General features: G+C 40.9%; 13 protein-coding genes. 1 reads left to right on the forward strand and 12 read right to left on the reverse strand.

All coding sequences use genetic code 11. The features are described from left to right. Window positions 1-425 precede the first annotated feature (425 nt). From ACHOLT_RS00990 to cdaA, 7 genes are all read right to left on the reverse strand, one after another. The gene (locus ACHOLT_RS00990; RefSeq protein WP_425805186.1) at window positions 426-2,639 is read right to left on the reverse strand and encodes a S8 family peptidase; all 2,214 of its coding nucleotides are present in this window, start codon (window positions 2,637-2,639) and stop codon (window positions 426-428) included. Beyond that, complete coding sequence (locus ACHOLT_RS00995; protein ID WP_425805187.1) at window positions 2,632-3,777, reverse strand: AAA family ATPase; 1,146 nt, start codon at window positions 3,775-3,777, stop codon at window positions 2,632-2,634. The genes ACHOLT_RS00990 and ACHOLT_RS00995 overlap by 8 nt, the downstream gene beginning before the upstream one ends. Before the next feature lie 658 nt (window positions 3,778-4,435). Next, complete coding sequence (gene glmS / locus ACHOLT_RS01000) at window positions 4,436-6,259, reverse strand: glutamine--fructose-6-phosphate transaminase (isomerizing) (protein WP_425805189.1); 1,824 nt, start codon at window positions 6,257-6,259, stop codon at window positions 4,436-4,438. Between the two features lie 542 nt (window positions 6,260-6,801). Further along, a complete protein-coding gene (glmM, locus tag ACHOLT_RS01005) occupies window positions 6,802-8,136 on the reverse strand; it encodes a phosphoglucosamine mutase (protein WP_425805191.1) in 1,335 nt (444 codons plus the stop codon). A gap of 185 nt (window positions 8,137-8,321) precedes the next feature. Further along, complete coding sequence (locus ACHOLT_RS01010; protein WP_425805193.1) at window positions 8,322-9,926, reverse strand: NAD(P)/FAD-dependent oxidoreductase; 1,605 nt, start codon at window positions 9,924-9,926, stop codon at window positions 8,322-8,324. Between the two features lie 629 nt (window positions 9,927-10,555). Continuing rightward, entirely contained in the window at window positions 10,556-11,785 is a 1,230-nt protein-coding gene (locus tag ACHOLT_RS01015; protein WP_425805194.1) for a CdaR family protein, read from the reverse strand. 2 nt (window positions 11,786-11,787) lie between these two features. Then, window positions 11,788-12,600, reverse strand: coding sequence for a diadenylate cyclase CdaA (cdaA, locus tag ACHOLT_RS01020; protein WP_425805195.1), 813 nt, complete (start codon window positions 12,598-12,600; stop codon window positions 11,788-11,790). A 184-nt stretch (window positions 12,601-12,784) separates the two neighbouring features. Between cdaA and ACHOLT_RS01025 the strand changes: the two genes are divergently transcribed. Beyond that, window positions 12,785-13,129, forward strand: a complete 345-nt coding sequence (locus tag ACHOLT_RS01025) for a nucleotide pyrophosphohydrolase (RefSeq protein WP_425805196.1) — start codon at window positions 12,785-12,787, stop codon at window positions 13,127-13,129. On the opposite strand, the gene ACHOLT_RS01030 is transcribed toward ACHOLT_RS01025, so the two are convergent. The 5 genes from ACHOLT_RS01030 to ACHOLT_RS01050 form a co-directional block, all read right to left on the reverse strand. Then, window positions 13,126-14,157, reverse strand: a complete 1,032-nt coding sequence (locus tag ACHOLT_RS01030) for a DUF1786 domain-containing protein (RefSeq protein ID WP_425805197.1) — start codon at window positions 14,155-14,157, stop codon at window positions 13,126-13,128. The genes ACHOLT_RS01025 and ACHOLT_RS01030 overlap by 4 nt on opposite strands. A gap of 149 nt (window positions 14,158-14,306) precedes the next feature. Next, window positions 14,307-15,071 (reverse strand): ATP-binding protein, encoded by a 765-nt coding sequence (locus tag ACHOLT_RS01035; protein ID WP_425805198.1) that lies wholly within the window; start codon window positions 15,069-15,071, stop codon window positions 14,307-14,309. Next, window positions 15,068-15,388 (reverse strand): STAS domain-containing protein, encoded by a 321-nt coding sequence (locus ACHOLT_RS01040; protein WP_425805199.1) that lies wholly within the window; start codon window positions 15,386-15,388, stop codon window positions 15,068-15,070. Before ACHOLT_RS01040 ends, ACHOLT_RS01035 begins: the two co-directional genes overlap by 4 nt. 13 nt (window positions 15,389-15,401) lie before the next feature. Continuing rightward, window positions 15,402-17,270, reverse strand: a complete 1,869-nt coding sequence (locus ACHOLT_RS01045; RefSeq protein WP_425805200.1) for a DUF342 domain-containing protein — start codon at window positions 17,268-17,270, stop codon at window positions 15,402-15,404. A gap of 15 nt (window positions 17,271-17,285) precedes the next feature. Continuing rightward, window positions 17,286-18,518 (reverse strand): PP2C family protein-serine/threonine phosphatase, encoded by a 1,233-nt coding sequence (locus ACHOLT_RS01050; RefSeq protein ID WP_425805202.1) that lies wholly within the window; start codon window positions 18,516-18,518, stop codon window positions 17,286-17,288. Window position 18,519: the final 1 nt, after the last annotated feature.

The raw sequence follows: 18,519 nt of genomic DNA on the forward strand, positions 1-18,519 counted from the left end.
GGCAGGATCAGTTTTTATGTGTATATTATCTCATCATCCATCGAAGCACCGGGTGAATGGGCTAGTTTCTTCTCAAGTGTTAGCTTAACAAAATTCTTTAGAACATGGGGATATATCCTTGTAGTCCTGCAATGGAACAACTTTAAGACCGTATACGCTATGATTAATCCTTAGAGCGTAGGAATTATCCTCTTCGACCGAGATTTCTTTTAATTTGATATAGGCATATCACACCTTTTTAATATCAATCATGTAACCTAGAGATGGGGTTCCCCTTTACCAGTTCACTTTTTATCTAGTATAGCAGCGCTTCCACAAGATTTAACAGAAGAGGAATTAAAAGCTTTAATCAGTAATATTGAATTCTTAAGATGTAAACCCAAAATAAAAAATTAGAAGCCAATCATCTAGACTGGCTTCTTCTATTATCGCACTGCGACTCTTACCTTATTAATTGGCTGGAATCTTCCGGCTGTTTCTCTCACAATTGCTGAGTAGATATCATTTTCCTGGGTTAAATCCTCAACGGTGATTACCAGAGCATAAGGGATTTCATCATCGTTTTCTATTCCCCATCGGGTGAATAATTCAAGCCACACTTCCCAACTACCTGCAGAAAATACAGAATATGTATTTGAGAAATGATAACATGTATCCCACTTATTCATATTGTCACTGACTTTCGGATTAGCGCTAACATTCTTGCCGTTTTTATCCAACTTGTGTATAGAAGCACGAATGTAGGCACCTAAATAATCGCTTCCTTTTGTCTTGTCAATTGGCGGATCAGTGATACACGTAATTGTCACTCTTGTTGTGTTATTTCCACTAGCTTTGGCTTGTATAGTAGGCACATGGAATTTAACGCGTTGCTTTGTGAGTCTATTTAACTTTCCCGTTCTAAGAAACGAAACTTTATGAGGTGAAGAAAATTTGCTAATATGAGGCGCTGAAATACCTCTACCATATAAATTCCCAATATAGTCTGCTTCTTCCTGTGTCATTTTTTTCGTATCCCAAAGCTGTTGAGCTCCATTATATAACAGCGCTTGAGCCAAGAAGATATCGTTCTCAGGAACTATCGAAGCTAACTCAGCCAGATCTCCAGCTACGACTGGAGCAGTATAGCTAGTCCCACAATCAGAAAAAAGACCGCCGCCTGGAACTAGTATAATCGAGAAAGGATCCCTTGGGACGCTTGTATCAGAATACTGTGTTGCCCCGTAAGTAACTAAATCCGGCTTGTAAAATCCTGCGAATCCAGGACCAATCCTTGAATAAGGTGCAATATCATTGACTTTACTTACACTGGGTTCGTGTTGCGTTCCTACTATTGAACCAACTGTAATACCCAACATTGCATCCGCTGGCTCTGCTATTCTAATTTCATCATCTTCCAATATCTCTTCAAGCGTTGAGCAGCTTGCTACAAGGCTATGATTTCCAGCTGAAATAACAAATTTCACTTTGTATCTTGACATTAAAACATCCAACTCATATCCCAAGATGCTTAGTTCGTCCCCCTCTATGGGTTTTTTTATATTGGAAGATAAGTTAAATATTTTTGTAATAGAAGCAAAGTTCTTTACAGCTTCTCTTATTCTTTCAACCATCACATCTTGTGCGTTATTTGACTGATCGTAGATCTTACAGTCGATAACCTTAGCTCTAGGTACAAGATATTCATTAGTTAACTGCAACCCTATATGTGAAAATACAACTTTGCTTGCCACACCTGTACCATGATAATGTCTAAACCCATTACAATTGGGCGCTTCCCAGTGGATAGGAACTAATTGCTCTAGCTCCGGAGGGAATTCAATTCCCGTATCCAGCACAGCTACTACAGGTAAAGAATCAATATCCACATCTGGATCTATATTTAGAGCAGAACTAAAAGGATTCAGTGCACTTGGAGTCATAATCTGAAAAAATGTAGTTTGCTCAATTCGATAGATCGCGCCATCGTTTGCCAAATTGTTAATACTTGACATAGGAACTAAAGCTCTTATAACCGCTGTTCCATCGGATAATTGATAAGGCTCTCTCTGTAACTTTCCTTCGATTTGTCGAATCTTTTCTCCCAGTTTTATTACAGCTTTAGATTGAATTTCTTTGTCAAGATGGGGAATAAACATCATTTGGATATCAATTGTAAGTACGTCTTTCTGCTGTTCTAAATAATGCTTCAGGGATGTCGCTTGTTTTTCCTCTGCTGAATAGAGCTCAAACCCTTCAATATATTGATAGCCCTTTAATTTGTCCTGATCTTTATAGGTTCCGACACGACCTCTAAGCCTTTGAAACATTGACTTACTGGAAGTTACAATAGCATGACGGCTGTCTTTTACCGCATTGATTTTCATACCTTCATTTTCAATAAATTTCTGTTGTCCTGCTACAGTTTCACCTTCCGGAAGTACAAGTTTAAAAACCATAATATCTTCTTCACTTAAAGAATCGCCTGACTTCAACTTATCATAGGCAGACATGATTTCCATAAGTCCCTGCGATAATTTAGAGCCATGTTCAGTATGATCCAGCCCTCTGTCTTCAGGAATATTCATGGGTTTCTTAGGAACTTCTTCAACTTCCTCAAATGGAATCCACAAGTGTTGTTTCTGATCTTCATTACTCATCTATTTGTTCCCCCCTATACTTTTTAATTCTGTAATCTAATGTGGAATGCGTGACACCAATCGCTTTTGCTAACGTTCTAAGTGAAACCCCTTTATTATTCATATCACTAAGTAATTTCATAGCATCATCATTGCTACCTGAATACATCGTTTGCTGCTGTATAAAAATTGCTATGATGTCTTCAGTTTTTAACTCTTTATTAATATAGTATTTTTTGGCTGCAGACTTTGTAAGTTCTTTGATTTGAGCACCATTTAAGCCTTCAGTAATTTTTGCTAAGTTTTCATAATCAAGAAATTCATCAATTGTATATTCTTTAATCCACTTTTGAAGTAAAGTTAACCGTTGCACTTCATTCGGTAATTCCATAGTGATTGTCAGATTAAATCTTCTCCATATTGCAGAATCAAGTAAATGCTCATGATTTGTGGCAGCTATTAGCAACACATTGCTCGGCATATTGTCGAAATTTTGCAACAAAGTAGTGACTACGCGTTTTAACTCACCTAGCTCATTTGAGTCATCTCTCTTTTTTGCTATTGCATCAAACTCGTCTAAAAATAAAATAATTCTCTGATTTCGTACAGAGTCGAACACTTTTCGCAAATTGGTACTGGTTTGGCCTAAATACGATGATACTAGGCCATCTAGCCTAACATATGCAATTGGCAAACCCAGAGCTTCACCTATGGCATATGCGGTCATCGTTTTTCCACAACCAGGAGGTCCACACAACAACAACCTATTTGATGGTTCAATATTATGTTTATTTAAAGCATCAGCATTTTTTTGTTCTTCAATCAACTGCTCTAATGCACTTTTCTGGCTTTCTGGTAAGATTACATCCTCTAATATTACGTTTGAGTGAACAATTTCGTACAACTCCAACAGACTATCTTTATCTCTCGGAGCAAATCCTTGTACTGCTTGAGGCGCAAAACTAGCTGAACTTACATAAAATTCAGGCTCTGATTTATTCTTTTGCTTTGTTTCATATGCCTTTCTTAATCGAGTGGCCAAAGGAACATTGCCCTTCTTCTCTTCATCTTTTATTAATTCATAAACAGCATCTGAGAATTTACTCTCATCGCCGGTACAATGAGAAACTATTAGATTCTCAATCAAATTAGCTTTCATATTATTTCGCTCCTATATAATCGTACTTATTCGTACAGATACAATATAATTCTAATTTATGTTCATATGAATGTCAATAATTTTCGTACACTATCGTACGCTTAACAAAAAACGGAAAAAGATCCCTATAACTCAGGAGCCATAAAACTTAAGGCGGATTCAAATTTCAAGTTATTTAAAAGCTCTCAGTTTTTTCAATTCGTCTGCTACGCATGTGATACCTTTTCCCATCTTTTCATGAGTGGGTCCCATTCTCTAAATTATATTTTGCCTCTTTGTCATTCTAGCTCACAAGGTTTAATTCCTTTGTCCAGCCTTTCGTCGATTCAGAGAACATACCGAGACTTTCTTTAATTTCATATATTATTTTAGCCATACATCTCCTCCATGATTTTATCGACTTTCATTTTGGCGCAACAGTACAAAAACTATTACTTAGCAAAATGTAGAAGTTCAAATTTACATCCTTTTCTAAAAATCCCTCCTAAAATATCAGTGTAATTTCTTTAATTCATCAAAAAAGCAGGTATTAGCACTTAAATCGTCTAACACCTGCTTTATATTTGTTATGACAAAACTAATTTCTATTTGATAAAACTCTTTTCATCTTGTAAAACTATATTTCAAGATACCAATAAAGATTAACTTAATAGAAGACTTATTCCACAGTCACTGATTTTGCCAAATTCCTTGGTTTATCCACGTCACACCCTCTAGCCACAGATACATAATACGCTAAGAGCTGCAACGGAATTACAGTGAGAATAGGAGCAAGCTCAGATACGGTCTTTGGTAAATAGATCACATGATCGACCGATTTCGCCAGATCTGTGTTGCCTTCGAAGGTAATCCCGATGACCTTTGCATCCCGAGCTTTAACTTCTTTAATATTTGAAACGGTTTTTTCGTAGACATCCATTTGCGTCGCGAGAGCAATAACAGGCGTTTGCTCGGTAATCAAAGCCAGCGTTCCATGTTTCAACTCTCCTGCTGCATACGCTTCGGCATGAATATACGAGATTTCCTTCAATTTCAGAGAACCTTCCATCGCTACATTCCAGTCGAGACTCCGACCGATAAAGAAGGTATCTTCCACTTTAACAAAGGACTGAGCAAAATCTTTAATATTCTCGGCTTGATCCAGCAATTTTTGAGCTTGAGCCGGAATCTCTTTCAAAGCCGCAATCACTTTGCCGATCTGCTCGGGTGCCATAGTTCCGCGGGTTTGAGCCAGGTATAACCCAAGTAAAACCATTCCTTCAAGCTGGGTGGTATAGGCTTTTGTCGAAGCCACCGCGATTTCAGGACCAGCCCAGGTATAAATAACATCATGCGCTTCACGGGAAACTGAGCTGCCGACAACATTCGTAACTGCCACAACACGAGCACCCAACTTCTTCGCTTCACGAAGCGCTGCCAAGGTATCCGCCGTCTCACCGGACTGACTGATCACTACAACTAAGGTATGTTCGTCAATCAGGGGTGAACGATAACGGAATTCAGAAGCGATATCTACTTCTACAGGTACACGAACCCAGTGCTCGATCAGTGTTTTACCGACAAGTCCTGCATGCCAAGCCGTTCCGCAGGCCACAATAAAAACTTTACGGATGTCCTTAACTTCCTCCGGCGTTAAATTTACTTCCTGCAGAATAACTTTTTGCTCATCCAGGCGGCCTGTCATTGTGTCTTTTAGGGCTTTTGGCTGCTCAAAAATTTCCTTAAGCATAAAGTGGTCATAGCCCCCTTTTTCGGCAGCTACTGCATCCCACTTCACTTCATAAACCTCTTTGGATCTGGGGTTGCCTTTAAAGTCGGTCACTGTAACACCATCTCTTGTAAGAACGACCATCTCGCCGTCTTCAAGGATATAGGTTTTACGGGTATAGTTCAAAATCGCAGGAATATCACTGGCAACAAAGAACTCTCCCTCACCTAATCCAACAACCATCGGACTGTCTTTACGGGCGGCGACAATGCGAGAGGGGTCCCGACGGCTCATCACAACAATTGCAAAGGAACCGCGAATCTTTTCTAAAACCTTACGGACAGCTGCCTCAAGGTTGCCTTCATAGTAATAACTGACTAAGTGGGGCAGGACTTCGGTATCCGTTTCGGAAATAAATTCATGGCCTTGCTCGATTAACCATTCTTTTAATTCCATATAGTTCTCGATAATACCATTATGAACAACAGCGAACTGCTCTTCCGTGTCTAAGTGCGGATGGGAATTCAAATCCGATGGACGTCCATGGGTCGCCCAACGCGTATGTCCGATTCCAATACCGGATTGAGGATAATCCTGACCCAGTTTATTTTCCAAAGCAGCTAACTTTCCTACCGTTTTGCAGGTTGAGATTCCTGTTTCGTCCAAAACAGCAATCCCGGCGGAGTCATAACCCCGATACTCCAGTTTTTCCAGACCTGCTAAAAGAACAGGTACGGCCGGGCGTTTTCCAATATAACCAACAATTCCACACATGAATTCTTTTCTCTCCTTTCGTTCAACAGAACATAAAAAATATACAAAAAAAGCCACCTTCTAGGCGACTTAGAAAAAATCCTGGCTATAACTAACCAAGGGAACGGAAAATATACCTACCCCTTGTTTTGAAACTTACGTTTTGTCCTGCAGATTACTCCACAGTTTTGTCATAAGTCTACGGTGCCAAACCACCGAGAGGGAACCCGCCGAAACTTTCGATAACCCTCTTCCTCGTCAACCGTATTTAAAATCGTATACGGTCCAGGCGCTTATAATACTGCCAAAAATTTTTTCTAACGCATAGAACAATCAATTAGTTAATCCTTTAAAACCCACCTCCTATATTTTTAATATAAATAGGTTCGTGTACCTCACACCCTATTCTATGCCCCCAACACCTATTTGTGTTATTCGCCAGACAAAGAATAACGCGAACATACACGAACCATTATACGCGATTTTTATAAAATAGCTACACCAATTTTTTACATAACTGAATTTCAGAATGATTTGGCTTCTTCTGTCAACCGATTTTAAACTTAAAGGTTTTGATTGATCACATCAATCACGGATTGAGCCAATACTTTGAGCTGGTTTTGATCCTGCCCCTCAACCATGACGCGCACAAGCGGTTCAGTCCCCGAAGGCCGAACAAGAATCCGTCCGCTGTCTCCTAAGATTTTTTTAACTTCTTCAACTTTCTTTAGAACCTCAGGATGATTCATGGATTTTTCTTTATTTTGAACGCGAGCATTGATTAGAACTTGAGGCAACCGTTGCATTTGGGCAGCCAAAGCAGATAGAGATTTTCCCTGTTCTTTCATAACAGACAGAAGCTGAAGCGCTGTCAGCAATCCATCTCCGGTTGTATTATGCTCGAGGAAAATGATATGACCGGATTGTTCTCCGCCCAGCTTAGCGCCGGTTCTTAAGAGTTCCTCCATAACATAACGGTCACCGACTTGGGTCTCAAAGATCTGGATACCCGCATTTTTAAGTGCAATATGCAAACCAAGGTTACTCATTACCGTAACGACAAGCGCATTTTTCGCTAATTTTCCTTTTGCTTTAAGAGCTAAAGCACAGATAACCATGATAAAGTCACCATCGACGACTCTGCCATTTTCGTCAACTGCAATCAGGCGGTCCGCATCTCCATCATTGGCGAGACCTAAATCAGCTTTATGCTCAAGTACAGCCTTTTGCAAGGTCTCAGGGTGAGTTGAGCCGCACGCTGCATTAATATTAACACCGTCCGGTTGATTACAAATCGGAATAACCTCTATGCCCAGCTCTTTTAAAAGCTTAGGTCCTACATGGGAAGCAGCCCCATTGGCTGTATCTAAGACAACCTTAAGCCCGTCAAGACGTCCGACTGTATTCTTAAGGAAATTCATATAACGCCGTTCAGCATCATGGATTTCAATTACCCGGCCGACTTCTCCGCCGATTGGAGCTTCCCAAGGCTTTTCCTCGCTCAGGAGAATTCCTTCAATTTCATCTTCAATTGCATCCGGCAATTTATAGCCTGTAGAAGAGAAGAATTTAATTCCATTATCTTGAACTGGATTATGCGAAGCAGAAATAACAACCCCTGCGCTAACATCTAAAGTCCGGGTTAAAAATGCGATCCCCGGTGTGGGTAAAACACCTACACGCAATACATCCGCTCCTACCGAACAAATTCCTGCAATCAGTGCCGCCTCTAACATATCTCCGGAAATTCGAGTATCTTTACCAATAATAATTCGCGGATGAGGATGTTCTTTGCTTAAAACATAAGCTCCTGCCTGGCCCAAATGAAAAGCCAAGTTCGGTGTCAACCCTTTATTTGCTACACCACGAACACCATCAGTTCCAAATAATTTACCCAAGGTTAATCCCCTTCCTGGTTAGTAATTTATAATCTAAACTTTTTCCCAAATACTCATTCATGTTCAATATTCTACACGCATATTCGTTCTTCGGCAATCTGAGTTTATCCTATTTAGCCCTAAAAAAGCATAAAAAAAACTTGTTCAGATTGGCTTTAGGTCAGCTGAAGTTTAGGCGGCATCGATCATGATGTTGGAGCATACTGAGCCATGAGACGTTCCGCACTGCGCAAGCCATCCACCGCAGCACTAACAATTCCCCCCGCATAACCTGCTCCTTCTCCCGCTGGAAAAAGCCCCTTTACCCCCAATGCTTCACCGTTTTCATCCCGGGTAATACGAATCGGCGCACTCGTACGAGTTTCTACTCCAATTAAAACAGCCATTTCTCCCGCGAAGCCTTTAATCTTATGATCAAAGGAAACAAGGGCACGTTCCAGAACTTCGCTAACCGGCTGAGGTAAAACACAATGCAAATCGACCGCTGTTACGCCAGGAATGTAACTAGGCTTTAAGGAGAAAGAGTCTGAGATTTGATTGGCCAGAAAATCCCGCACACTTTGGGCAGGTGCATGATAATTTCTTCCTCCAGAAATAAAAGCCTGATGTTCCCAATGCCGTTGAAACTCAATTCCTGCTAAAGGATGATCGCTGCCGAAGTCATTTTGTCCAACTGTAACAACCAAGGCACTGTTCGCAATTCCTGTATCACGCTTATATTCACTCATGCCATTCGTGACCAGCCGTTCTTCTTCTGATGCAGCCGCCACAACTTTCCCTCCAGGACACATACAGAAGGCATAAGCACCTCGGCCGGTAGGAAGGTCCTGATACGTTAACTGATAATCTGCCGGCCCAAGCTTTGGATGTTCTTCAACCCCGTATTGGGAACGATTGATCAGTTCCTGCGGATGCTCAACACGAACCCCAATAGCAAAAGCTTTCTGCTCAATGCGGATCTCATGCTCCAAAAGCATTTCATACGTATCCCGAGCACTATGCCCGATGGCCAAAATAACCGTTTCAGCAGGTACTATTTCATTTTCATTAACCCTGACCCCTGTCAGTTTTCCATTGGAAATTTGCAACCCGGTCAGTTTCATCCGAAAACGAACTTCTCCCCCTAGCGCAGTAATCTCTTGGCGAAGTCCTTGAACCACGGTCTTGAGAATGTCCGTTCCGATATGAGGCTTTGCCAGAAAACGAATTTCAGCCGGCGCCCCCTGGTTGACAAACGCCTGTAAAACATCCGTTATCCGGCGATCGGAAATTCGAGTCGTAAGTTTTCCATCCGAAAAGGTTCCTGCTCCGCCCTCGCCGAATTGGACATTACTTTCCGTATCTAAATTACCGGACTTCCAGAATTCATCAACCTTCCGTGTCCGCTCGACGACATCATCTCCCCGTTCAAGAACAATCGGGGCATATCCTTTTCGGGCAAGAGCCAAAGCCGCAAAATATCCGGCAGGACCCGCTCCAATCACAATAGGCCTGTGGGCCAATTTACGGGCAGGCTTAAGCAACAGAACTTTCTCTTCTACGGGTTCCGCTTTTATATCTTTATTCCGGCTTAATATCCGCTCTATTTCTTTTAAGGGGGATTCCAGACTAAACCCTAAAGTATATGAGAAAAAAAGCTGCGGTTTCTTCCGCGCATCGACAGATCGGCGTACGATTCGTAATCCGGATATACTTTGAGGAGGGACTTTCAATTTACGAGCCACACGTGCCAGAAGAAAAGACTCTTCCTCTTCCACCGGAACTCGCAGGTTTGTCCAAATGAGATCCAACCGGATACCTCCTATAATAGGCTCTCATGCTATCTTACGCTGAAAAAGCCCTAATAATACAATAAAGCCCTCATCGCAGCTTATCCCATAGACGCTGACAATCTCGAGGAGGGCAGTGTAGAGAACTTGGTTTATGTTGAGGAACGAAACGCCAAACTCCAATTGACTCATCCTTAAATAGGATAGGGAATAATGGAAGCTTTCATAATCGAAAGACCCGATAGTTATAAGAGCTTTCGCAATAGTTTGAAGGATCTCGGCTTTTAGTTTATTAAAACTAGATTAACTTACCCAAAACAATTGAAAGTCCCTTAGGACTTTCAGAACAACTTAAAGACCCGTTAGCGTAGCTTCTCGCACAGACGTGAACGCTTTCGCGGAGGGACGATAAGGCGTAAGATGCTTTCGTAGATAGCGTAGCCACCGGTTCACTTCAGGTATTACCCGAGGTTTGGCACGAAAGTGTCCGGTGGACATTTTCGCTCGAAGCGGCTATCTCCAAAGAATGCTTATCCGCTGAAGATAGCTGCTACGAAAGCAAGAACGCCAGTCCCGTAGCGGTAAGTGAGCGAATGTGAGAGAAGCTACACGACCCGAACTTTTAAGAGTTACGATTGTGTTAATTTTAATTACTTACCCTTTAAACTATACGACACATTCGGCACGGACACCATCTGAACTCCTGACGGAAGCTGCCAATATGGCTTAACATCCGAATGTATTCCCGCAGTCTGTCCATTGGCATCGACCCAGAGAGAAATTTGGCTCGCTGTTAATGTATTTAATACTTCAGGAAGCCCTTCAACCGTTACATCGACACTCCCCGGTGATTGATCCAGGACAAGATCACTGGGAACATTTTTGACCGTAACAGGAACTCCAGAGATCGTTTTACTTTGAGCTGATTTTCCGATACTTGCAACAACGGTAAAATTCGTTCCCGGTCCAAAGGTAATTCCATTAGGCAAACTTACTTTGCCTCCGGAGATTTGAATGGATTTATCTTCAGTAAGGCCAGTTAAATCAACTGTTCCTAAGTCAAGAACATCTATATTTTTTAGTGCATCGGTTGTTCCCCAAACCTGAACCCGATCCGGTACGACTTGAAGAGAACGCAAGCTCATCCCCGCTGCTGGATCCCCTTTGCTCGTAACTTTAATCGGAATAGTCTTGCTGGCTGATCCTTTAGGTAAAATAGGTACAACTACATCGACGCTGTTTGGAGTAGCATTCATAATTTCAATATTGGGATCAGGATTAAAGATCAAGTCACCTTTTTTATCCCGGAACAAAACAGGAAGTGATTTAGCAAAGGAATCCGATACTCCGGCAATATTGACGTTTACGACAACCTTATCCAAAGCGGCCAGCACAGAACCCGGTCCACGGACATTAACAACCGAAGGTTTAATGATTAAATTTCCAACTTCCTTCCCTTCCGCAGGCGTGCCTGATACACTCGCCTGAACGGGAAGCATTTTTTCTTGAACCGTATCAATATTGAGGGTAATGTTTTGTGGATTCAACTCCATAATTTGGATTCCGGGTATCGCATCCATTTTAATCGCAAAGTTATGTTCACCCGGTTTTGCTCCTGAAAGATCAACATAAGCGAATAAATCCTTGACATTCACACTAGGGTTAGTCCCTTGTAAGCGGACACGTACAGAGGGAAGCTTTGTCATGACCACCGAATTCGCTGGAACATTTTGCGTTACCAAAGGAATAGTCAGCGTCTGATCTCCGTCTAAGCTAACGCTCGATCCTGTACTCGTATTTGTCACCCAAAGCCAAAATAAAATGGCCAAGAGCAGGGAAACTATTTTATAACCTAGATTCCGTTTAAATACCTCATGCATGATTAAGACCTCCAGAAAGGTACGTAGCTCTTATTGGGCTTGACTTGCAACTCTCTTTTCAATAAATCCCTCAACGTCTTTTCATCGAGGAAACGTGTCAGTACTCCGTCTAAAGCAACGGAAATCGCACCTGTTTCTTCCGATACAATAATAATTAAAGAATCCGAGACCTCAGTAAGGCCAATGGCTGCACGGTGACGCGTTCCAAGCTCCTTTTGGATATTAGGATTCTCGGATAGGGGCAAAAAACAACCCGCTGCCGCGACACGATCGCCGCGAATAATGACTGCCCCGTCATGAAGAGGTGTATTCGGGATAAAGACGTTCACTAAGAACTCAGAAGATACGACCCCATCAATCTTAATTCCTGTTTCAACAAACTCCTGAACTCCTGTCTCCCGTTCAATCACCATCAATGCGCCTATTCGGTTCTTCGATAAAACCTGACTGCAGCGTACAAGCTCTTCAATCAATTGATCAAAGGCTTCCGTTCCTAAGCTTAAAGGATGACGGACAAAAAAGCGGCCCCTGCCCAATTGTTCCAAGGTCCGGCGCAGCTCAGGCTGAAATACAACCGGCAATGCCACAAACAGCATTTGCCAAACTTTTTCTAGAAGCCAGTTGATCGTATTAAGATGTAAATATTTGGCCACAGTAGAAACAGCAAGAAGGACGGCAATCCCTTTCAGAAGTTGGACAGCACGAGTCCCCCTAATCAGCATAAGCAGCTGATAGAGCACGACCGCAACAACAGCAATATCAATTGCACTGCGCCAGTCAAACGGTATACGCATTTGTGAAAGAAACTGAGCCACGGTCTACCTCCTCTGTCAATTTTATAATTATCAAATCTAGAATAACTTCTATCTTAATACTTTCGGTTCTACATTTAAAGTGAGAATCCCTTGCCTGTCTCGAAAAATAATTTTACACTTTAATTAACAGAAATGGAATAATAGAAACGTAAAAATTTCAATTTTTTTACAAGGAGGACGTGTTTTGGATATTAAAGATTGGCAAAAGCAAGTAGATGATTGGATTGCCCAATTTGAAGAAGGGTATTGGCAACCCGCCTCCATGATGCTGCGTTTAACTGAAGAGGTCGGAGAACTCGCCCGGGAAGTCAACCACCGTTATGGACAAAAGCCCAAGAAGCCAACTGAACCTGAAGGAGATCTTGCTTTGGAAATGGCCGACATCTTGTTTATCATAATCAGTATGGCCAATTCCTTAAATATCGACTTGGAGGATGCTTTCTCCCGTATGATGGAAAAATACCGAGTCCGCGATTCAAACCGCTGGACAAAGAAGCAGGACGTTTCAAGTGTCGATCCTTCTAACTAAATAAGATTAAGACCTTTCAGCATTCCGAAACACCCGGTCAGCATCATATCCCCAAAAGGTGCCACTTCATACCAATGAAGTGGTTTTGCCATTTCTCGGCGAGGTCCGGCGACAGCAATGAAATTCCAGCCTGCTTTCATATCCGGATGCATGGCCACACCGTGTCCGCCGTCCTTATATACTTCCTCATGAGTTAAACACGCTTTCTGAAAGCGCTGCACAAGGGCAGACAATGAATCAAGTCCTAAAGAACTAGTATGGTGTTCAAAAATTCCATACACTCGATTTCCTTGGATAGCCGCCCCTAAGGTATGCGAATTGCCAATATTTATAGCAAGCATTCCTTCTTCTAAATAAGGCTGTATATAGGGATCTGTTAATATTCCAAGAAGAGCAGCCGTACCCGTATCTGTAACCACAGCCAGTGGTGCGATCTCCCGTACAGCATGCATCCGTGTATAAACGTGAGGAATATCTCCCGTAAAAACGAGTTCCTTTAAATTCCCGCCGTTATTAATAAACTCCTTCCATAACCGAAATCTTACACTCCGGTTGCTTTCCCGTGTACTAAATCCATGATCTTGAACCGCAATGGCCAATTGATCCGGTACTTCTAATCCAAAAGCTTTAATTGCTTGGTTTAAGCTTGCCGTATCTAAGTCACTTAACCAGATAGAGGCTGCTTCCGTTGGAGGCTCATTGCAAATAAGAACTCCCATTCCTTTAACCCATTCAAGGCTGTCATTAAAGGTTAAAGCGGTTTGTTCGGTAGCATAAGCTTTAAGCCCCGCTTTTAAATGCTTTCTTAAAGCTAACCCGCACGCACCTCCGCCCATTAAATGACCATGAAGGAATATATCTTGTCCCTGGGCAGTAGCTTGGCGAATTTGAGCAGCAACGATTTGCGTTCGGCTCGGAACAACGAATTTTGGGCAATTTTCAATATTCTTTCCAGGTTGAAACAAGAGTATATCTTGCGTACCTGAACCTACATCGATGACAAGAATATTTTTTGTAATATTATTCACCACTAACCCCTCCTTTAGTCTAAGACTATTCCTTCACAATTATATGTTTCTTTTAAGATATTACTTATAATTATACCTTTATTTTATCCCTTGTTTGAAGGCTTTAATGTTCCTCAAAACAAAAAAATAGAACCTCATTCTCAATAAGGTCAAATTGCAAAATCCAAGGCCAGGATGGTACCGTGACTCCAAGGTGCTAAATAAACCTTTTCAGCATATTTAAACATGAGTGTAAAACCTACTCCCATGGAATCCTTTGTTGAAAATCCCTGCAGAAGCAGAAAATTAGGCAGCTTTTGAAGATCCATTCCCGGGCCGGAGTCAGAAATAAAAATTCTAAGGTAACTATTATCTAATTTACGAATTTCTAAATGACCATAAAAGGCATGTTTGATGACATTTGTTGTTGCTTCAGAAACACAAAGAATAATATGATTACTGCGTTTTTGTTCAACATGGTGCTTTTTTAAAATCTTCGTTGTTAATTCTCGGGCATTATTTACGTCTTCAGATCTTTTTAACATAATATGGCCGATTAATTCTCCCTCTTGATTCAGAGGCGCAATTTGATCAGTCTCCCATAAGTTAATCTTTCCCTGAGAAGCGGAATAAAGAACATCACTATAGACCTTAAAGATTTGTTCTTTTTGTTGTTTCGTCCGTTCTAAGTCCTTATTCAGTAAAAACTTCATGGGTTTATAAACAAAGAAATAAAGCGTGGGTATCATTTCTACAGTGAGCATCCCAATTTCGATGAGGAGATTTACATATTTCGGCAATACGAAGTTATCCAGGATGAACATATTGGCAATCTCAAATATTGCCAAAGCAACTGCGATAATTAAAGAGACTATCCCGCCCCTTATCAAGAAATCCCGATACGGATTTGTTTCATTAATAGTTTTATGTCTCATGTCACAATCTCAAAAAGCTCGCGTCCAAAAATTTCAGGAAGGCCTAGAATATCAAAGATTTCAAAAACGTCAGAGGAGATCGCTGTCACCTTAATCTTGCGGTTAGTTTCACTAAAATATTTAAAAGCATGAATAATTCCACCCACTCCGGTCGAATCAATGAACTTGATTTTTGCGAAATCGATCGCTAACTCCTGAACATCAGCGAAATACTCTAAGGATATTTTAAAGGAATCCACCGTCGAAATATCGAGTACCCCTGCTAAGCTTAATTTTCCCTTTCCATTTTCTTTTTGACTCTTTATTTCCAATAGCATTTTGTTTGCTCCTTTACGAAAGGCTCAAGTTTATGACGCTGAGACGATTATTGTCAATTTGAACCTTTAGGTTATAGCCCATTTCCTGGATGATTTCCATTTGACTTCCATGAATAATCCGTATCGAGGGACGTACAGTTCCCGCTGCAAAAGAACAGCTTTCCATAAGATTTACTTTGACTTCGGCATCCTGAGTTGATCCTATCTCCGAGACTTTAATCGCTTCTCTCGCGATCAACTCCCCCCCTCTGACAACCCCTTGTTCGATAGAAATTTTACGGCCCGCTTCCAAGCGTGAAATAATAGCCCCCTGACCTGTAATCGTAATATTTCCACTCGCTTTAATATCACTGTTTTGAGCATAGCTTAAAGTAATATCAGCGGAATCCGAGATCATAAGATCAATTTTTTCAATTGCACTCACGACTTTATTCCTTAAATCACTAATTTCACTGTCTTTCATAATCTTTATTGGACCGAGGTTACATAAGTTCTTGCCTAACTGTTGTGCTGTTTCTATGATGAAAGGCAAAAACTTTTCTTCTTTTTCGTTAAGAATAATTTGTATTAAGTTTTGAACAAGCTTAGGCAGATCCTTAAAATTGAAATCGATTAAAAGCTGAATAAGCTGACCATCTCCTTTTTGATGAAGATCCGTCGTGGTAAAAGCCGGTTGAATTTTAATAAGCTTTATCGCCGCGATCATATTTTCCAAACGAATGGATATCTTTTGTAAAACTTTATAGATCATTTTATAGGCTAAAGTCGAAAAACCAGCTTGTAATCTCGAAGAAAGGACCTTTTTATGAACAGAGATACTTCCATGTGCTGAAAGGAAAGCATGCATTACATCCCCTTTAACCTGAATACTGCCGCCCGCTTTAACCGAAAATCCATCAAGCACACTTCCCGTAATGACGATATCCCCTGCGAAATCAATATTTCCAACCCGTATATCGACATTTCCTTCCACGATGTGAACAGGGTGAACAGATATATATTTATTTTGATACCCTTCAAGAACGGGCCTTCCGGCACGTGTTGCAACTGCCGCAGCCCCGGAATTGATGAGTTTGACCCCATCTTTAATCAAAATTTCCGCGTCTTTGGGCTTTCCCGCTGGAATAGGCTGTCCTTTTACATCCACCCCAGGTTTACCCATTACAGGCTTAATTTTAATAGCCAAGATTGCCCCAGTTGAAACCGAATAAATTTTTCCATCTCCATACGGATTCTTTGTCAGTTCCAAATTATTTTCTTTGTCTAGATTATATTGGATTGTGGCATCTTGACTCTCACCCGGAGCCACCCCTCGGGCCGCTTCAGTCGTTATTATATGTTCTTTATTACATATTGCACGCTGAATTGCCTCTTCATCGATTCCATAAACAATACCCTGTTCATGGAGTAAGTTAATAACTGCATTAAATTCTATCGGATCAGGCTCTTCCTCCTGAATACACATTCCCGTGATTTTTAATTGATTCACCGGCTGGCAATCCATCAACGCATATTTCTTGCCTGGAATTCGTTCGATGGTTAAATTTGCGGTTAAGTTATCATTTAAAAGGTCTATTTTAAGATTTGTGCGTGGCTTAGTGTCTTGCATCGAGATACACATATGCGCCATATCATTTGCAATAATAGGATGGTCAACTTTCTGGCCGTTAAAAAAGATTTCCACATTTTCTCCCGCCATTATTATCGGAAACTTCCCGAAGCCCTGGGGCGGATTAATGATTAATTCCCCGTTTCGAATCTCCGCGGTCCCATCAAAAGAAGTGTCTAAATCGCGTTTTTGTGCAGAAATCATTTTATTTATATCGCGCATAAAGCTAAGATTTGATCCGCTTCGCTCTATTTCCTGATTTGCTAATCTCATATCCAGGCCCTCCGTCTACTCCCCAACTTTTAAAATGATACAGCTTATATCATCCAGTTGAACGTGATCCCCAATATGTTGTCCTAAATGCAACCATAAACTGTCCATAATTTCGGTAGCTTTGTAAAATGAATTTCTTATCACAACCTCAATTAAATTGTTTAACCCAAACTGCTGATCTTGATCATTGACTGCTTCAATTAATCCATCCGAATATATAATGAGAATATCATCCTTATTCAGCCTTATCCCCTTAGACTTATACTTCGTATCGGGTCTGCCGCCAATAAAAAGTCCTTTTAGGTTGAATTTCTCATATTCTCCAGATTGGCTATGAATAATAATCGGGTTATGATGTCCCGCACTGGAAAAGATAAAAGTATGACTGAACGGTTCATACCATCCGTAAAGTAAAGTTAAAAACATCTCTTGCTTTGCCATATCCTCAAACAGCTGTAAATTCACTTCATTGAGGACAAGATGGGGTAAACTATCAGCTTTGGCCGTAACCCTGAGTATTGCACGAGCGACAGTCGTCCATAAAGCTGCCGGTATCCCTTTACCCATAACATCGCCGATGGCTATGCCTAAATTGTTTCTCTCGGTTTTAAACACATCAACATAATCCCCGCCGACTTCTCTCGCCATACGACTTCGTATCGCTATAGAAAGGCCCTTTATTTCCGGTAAATTTTTAGGTAATAAATTGTGTTGAACTTTTCCGGCAAATTCTAATTCTTTTTTAATTCTTTTGCTCTGATCATTCGAATAATATTTGTAATTATATAGACCATGCCCCAGTTCGCGGATAATTCTCGGCAAAAAGTCAATATTGCGACAGCGATTAGGATCTTCCGAATTACACCAAATATTTAAAATTCCAATTAACTCGTTTTTGACGACTAAAGGTGATGAAGTAATATGTATATCATCCGTAACTTCCTTAAAATCGGAATTCCCTTTCAAGTTGTAACAGCTTAAGTTCAGCTTATTCTTAGTAACGAAATGCGTTAATTTAAAATCTAAGGTCGGTAAAAAACTATGAACGTTTTGACTCGATTGGTAATAGGCAATTCGATTAAAACCAACATCATCCAAAGTATTAACGATCCATAAACTGCTGGCAATCGCTCCAAAAGACGTACATAAATCATGAATAATGGTATTAAATATTTCTTTATTATCCTGTACCTTAATCAGTTGTGAACAAATATTATATAAAAACTTATATTCCTCGCATTCATTCATC

This window comes from Desulfitobacterium nosdiversum (assembly GCF_049860565.1).
In the GTDB taxonomy this organism is placed as follows: Bacteria; Bacillota; Desulfitobacteriia; order Desulfitobacteriales; family Desulfitobacteriaceae; genus Desulfitobacterium_A; species Desulfitobacterium_A nosdiversum.

Coding starts and splice junctions, on each gene's coding strand:
- ACHOLT_RS01045 (WP_425805200.1), bottom strand. CDS start 17,270: ATGAGATTAGCAAATCAGGAAATAGAGCGAAGCGGATCAAATCTTAGC.
- ACHOLT_RS01015 (WP_425805194.1), bottom strand. CDS start 11,785: ATGCATGAGGTATTTAAACGGAATCTAGGTTATAAAATAGTTTCCCTG.
- ACHOLT_RS01035 (WP_425805198.1), bottom strand. CDS start 15,071: ATGAGACATAAAACTATTAATGAAACAAATCCGTATCGGGATTTCTTG.
- ACHOLT_RS01040 (WP_425805199.1), bottom strand. CDS start 15,388: ATGCTATTGGAAATAAAGAGTCAAAAAGAAAATGGAAAGGGAAAATTA.
- ACHOLT_RS00995 (WP_425805187.1), bottom strand. CDS start 3,777: ATGAAAGCTAATTTGATTGAGAATCTAATAGTTTCTCATTGTACCGGC.
- glmS (WP_425805189.1), bottom strand. CDS start 6,259: ATGTGTGGAATTGTTGGTTATATTGGAAAACGCCCGGCCGTACCTGTT.
- ACHOLT_RS00990 (WP_425805186.1), bottom strand. CDS start 2,639: ATGAGTAATGAAGATCAGAAACAACACTTGTGGATTCCATTTGAGGAA.
- ACHOLT_RS01050 (WP_425805202.1), bottom strand. CDS start 18,518: ATGAATGAATGCGAGGAATATAAGTTTTTATATAATATTTGTTCACAA.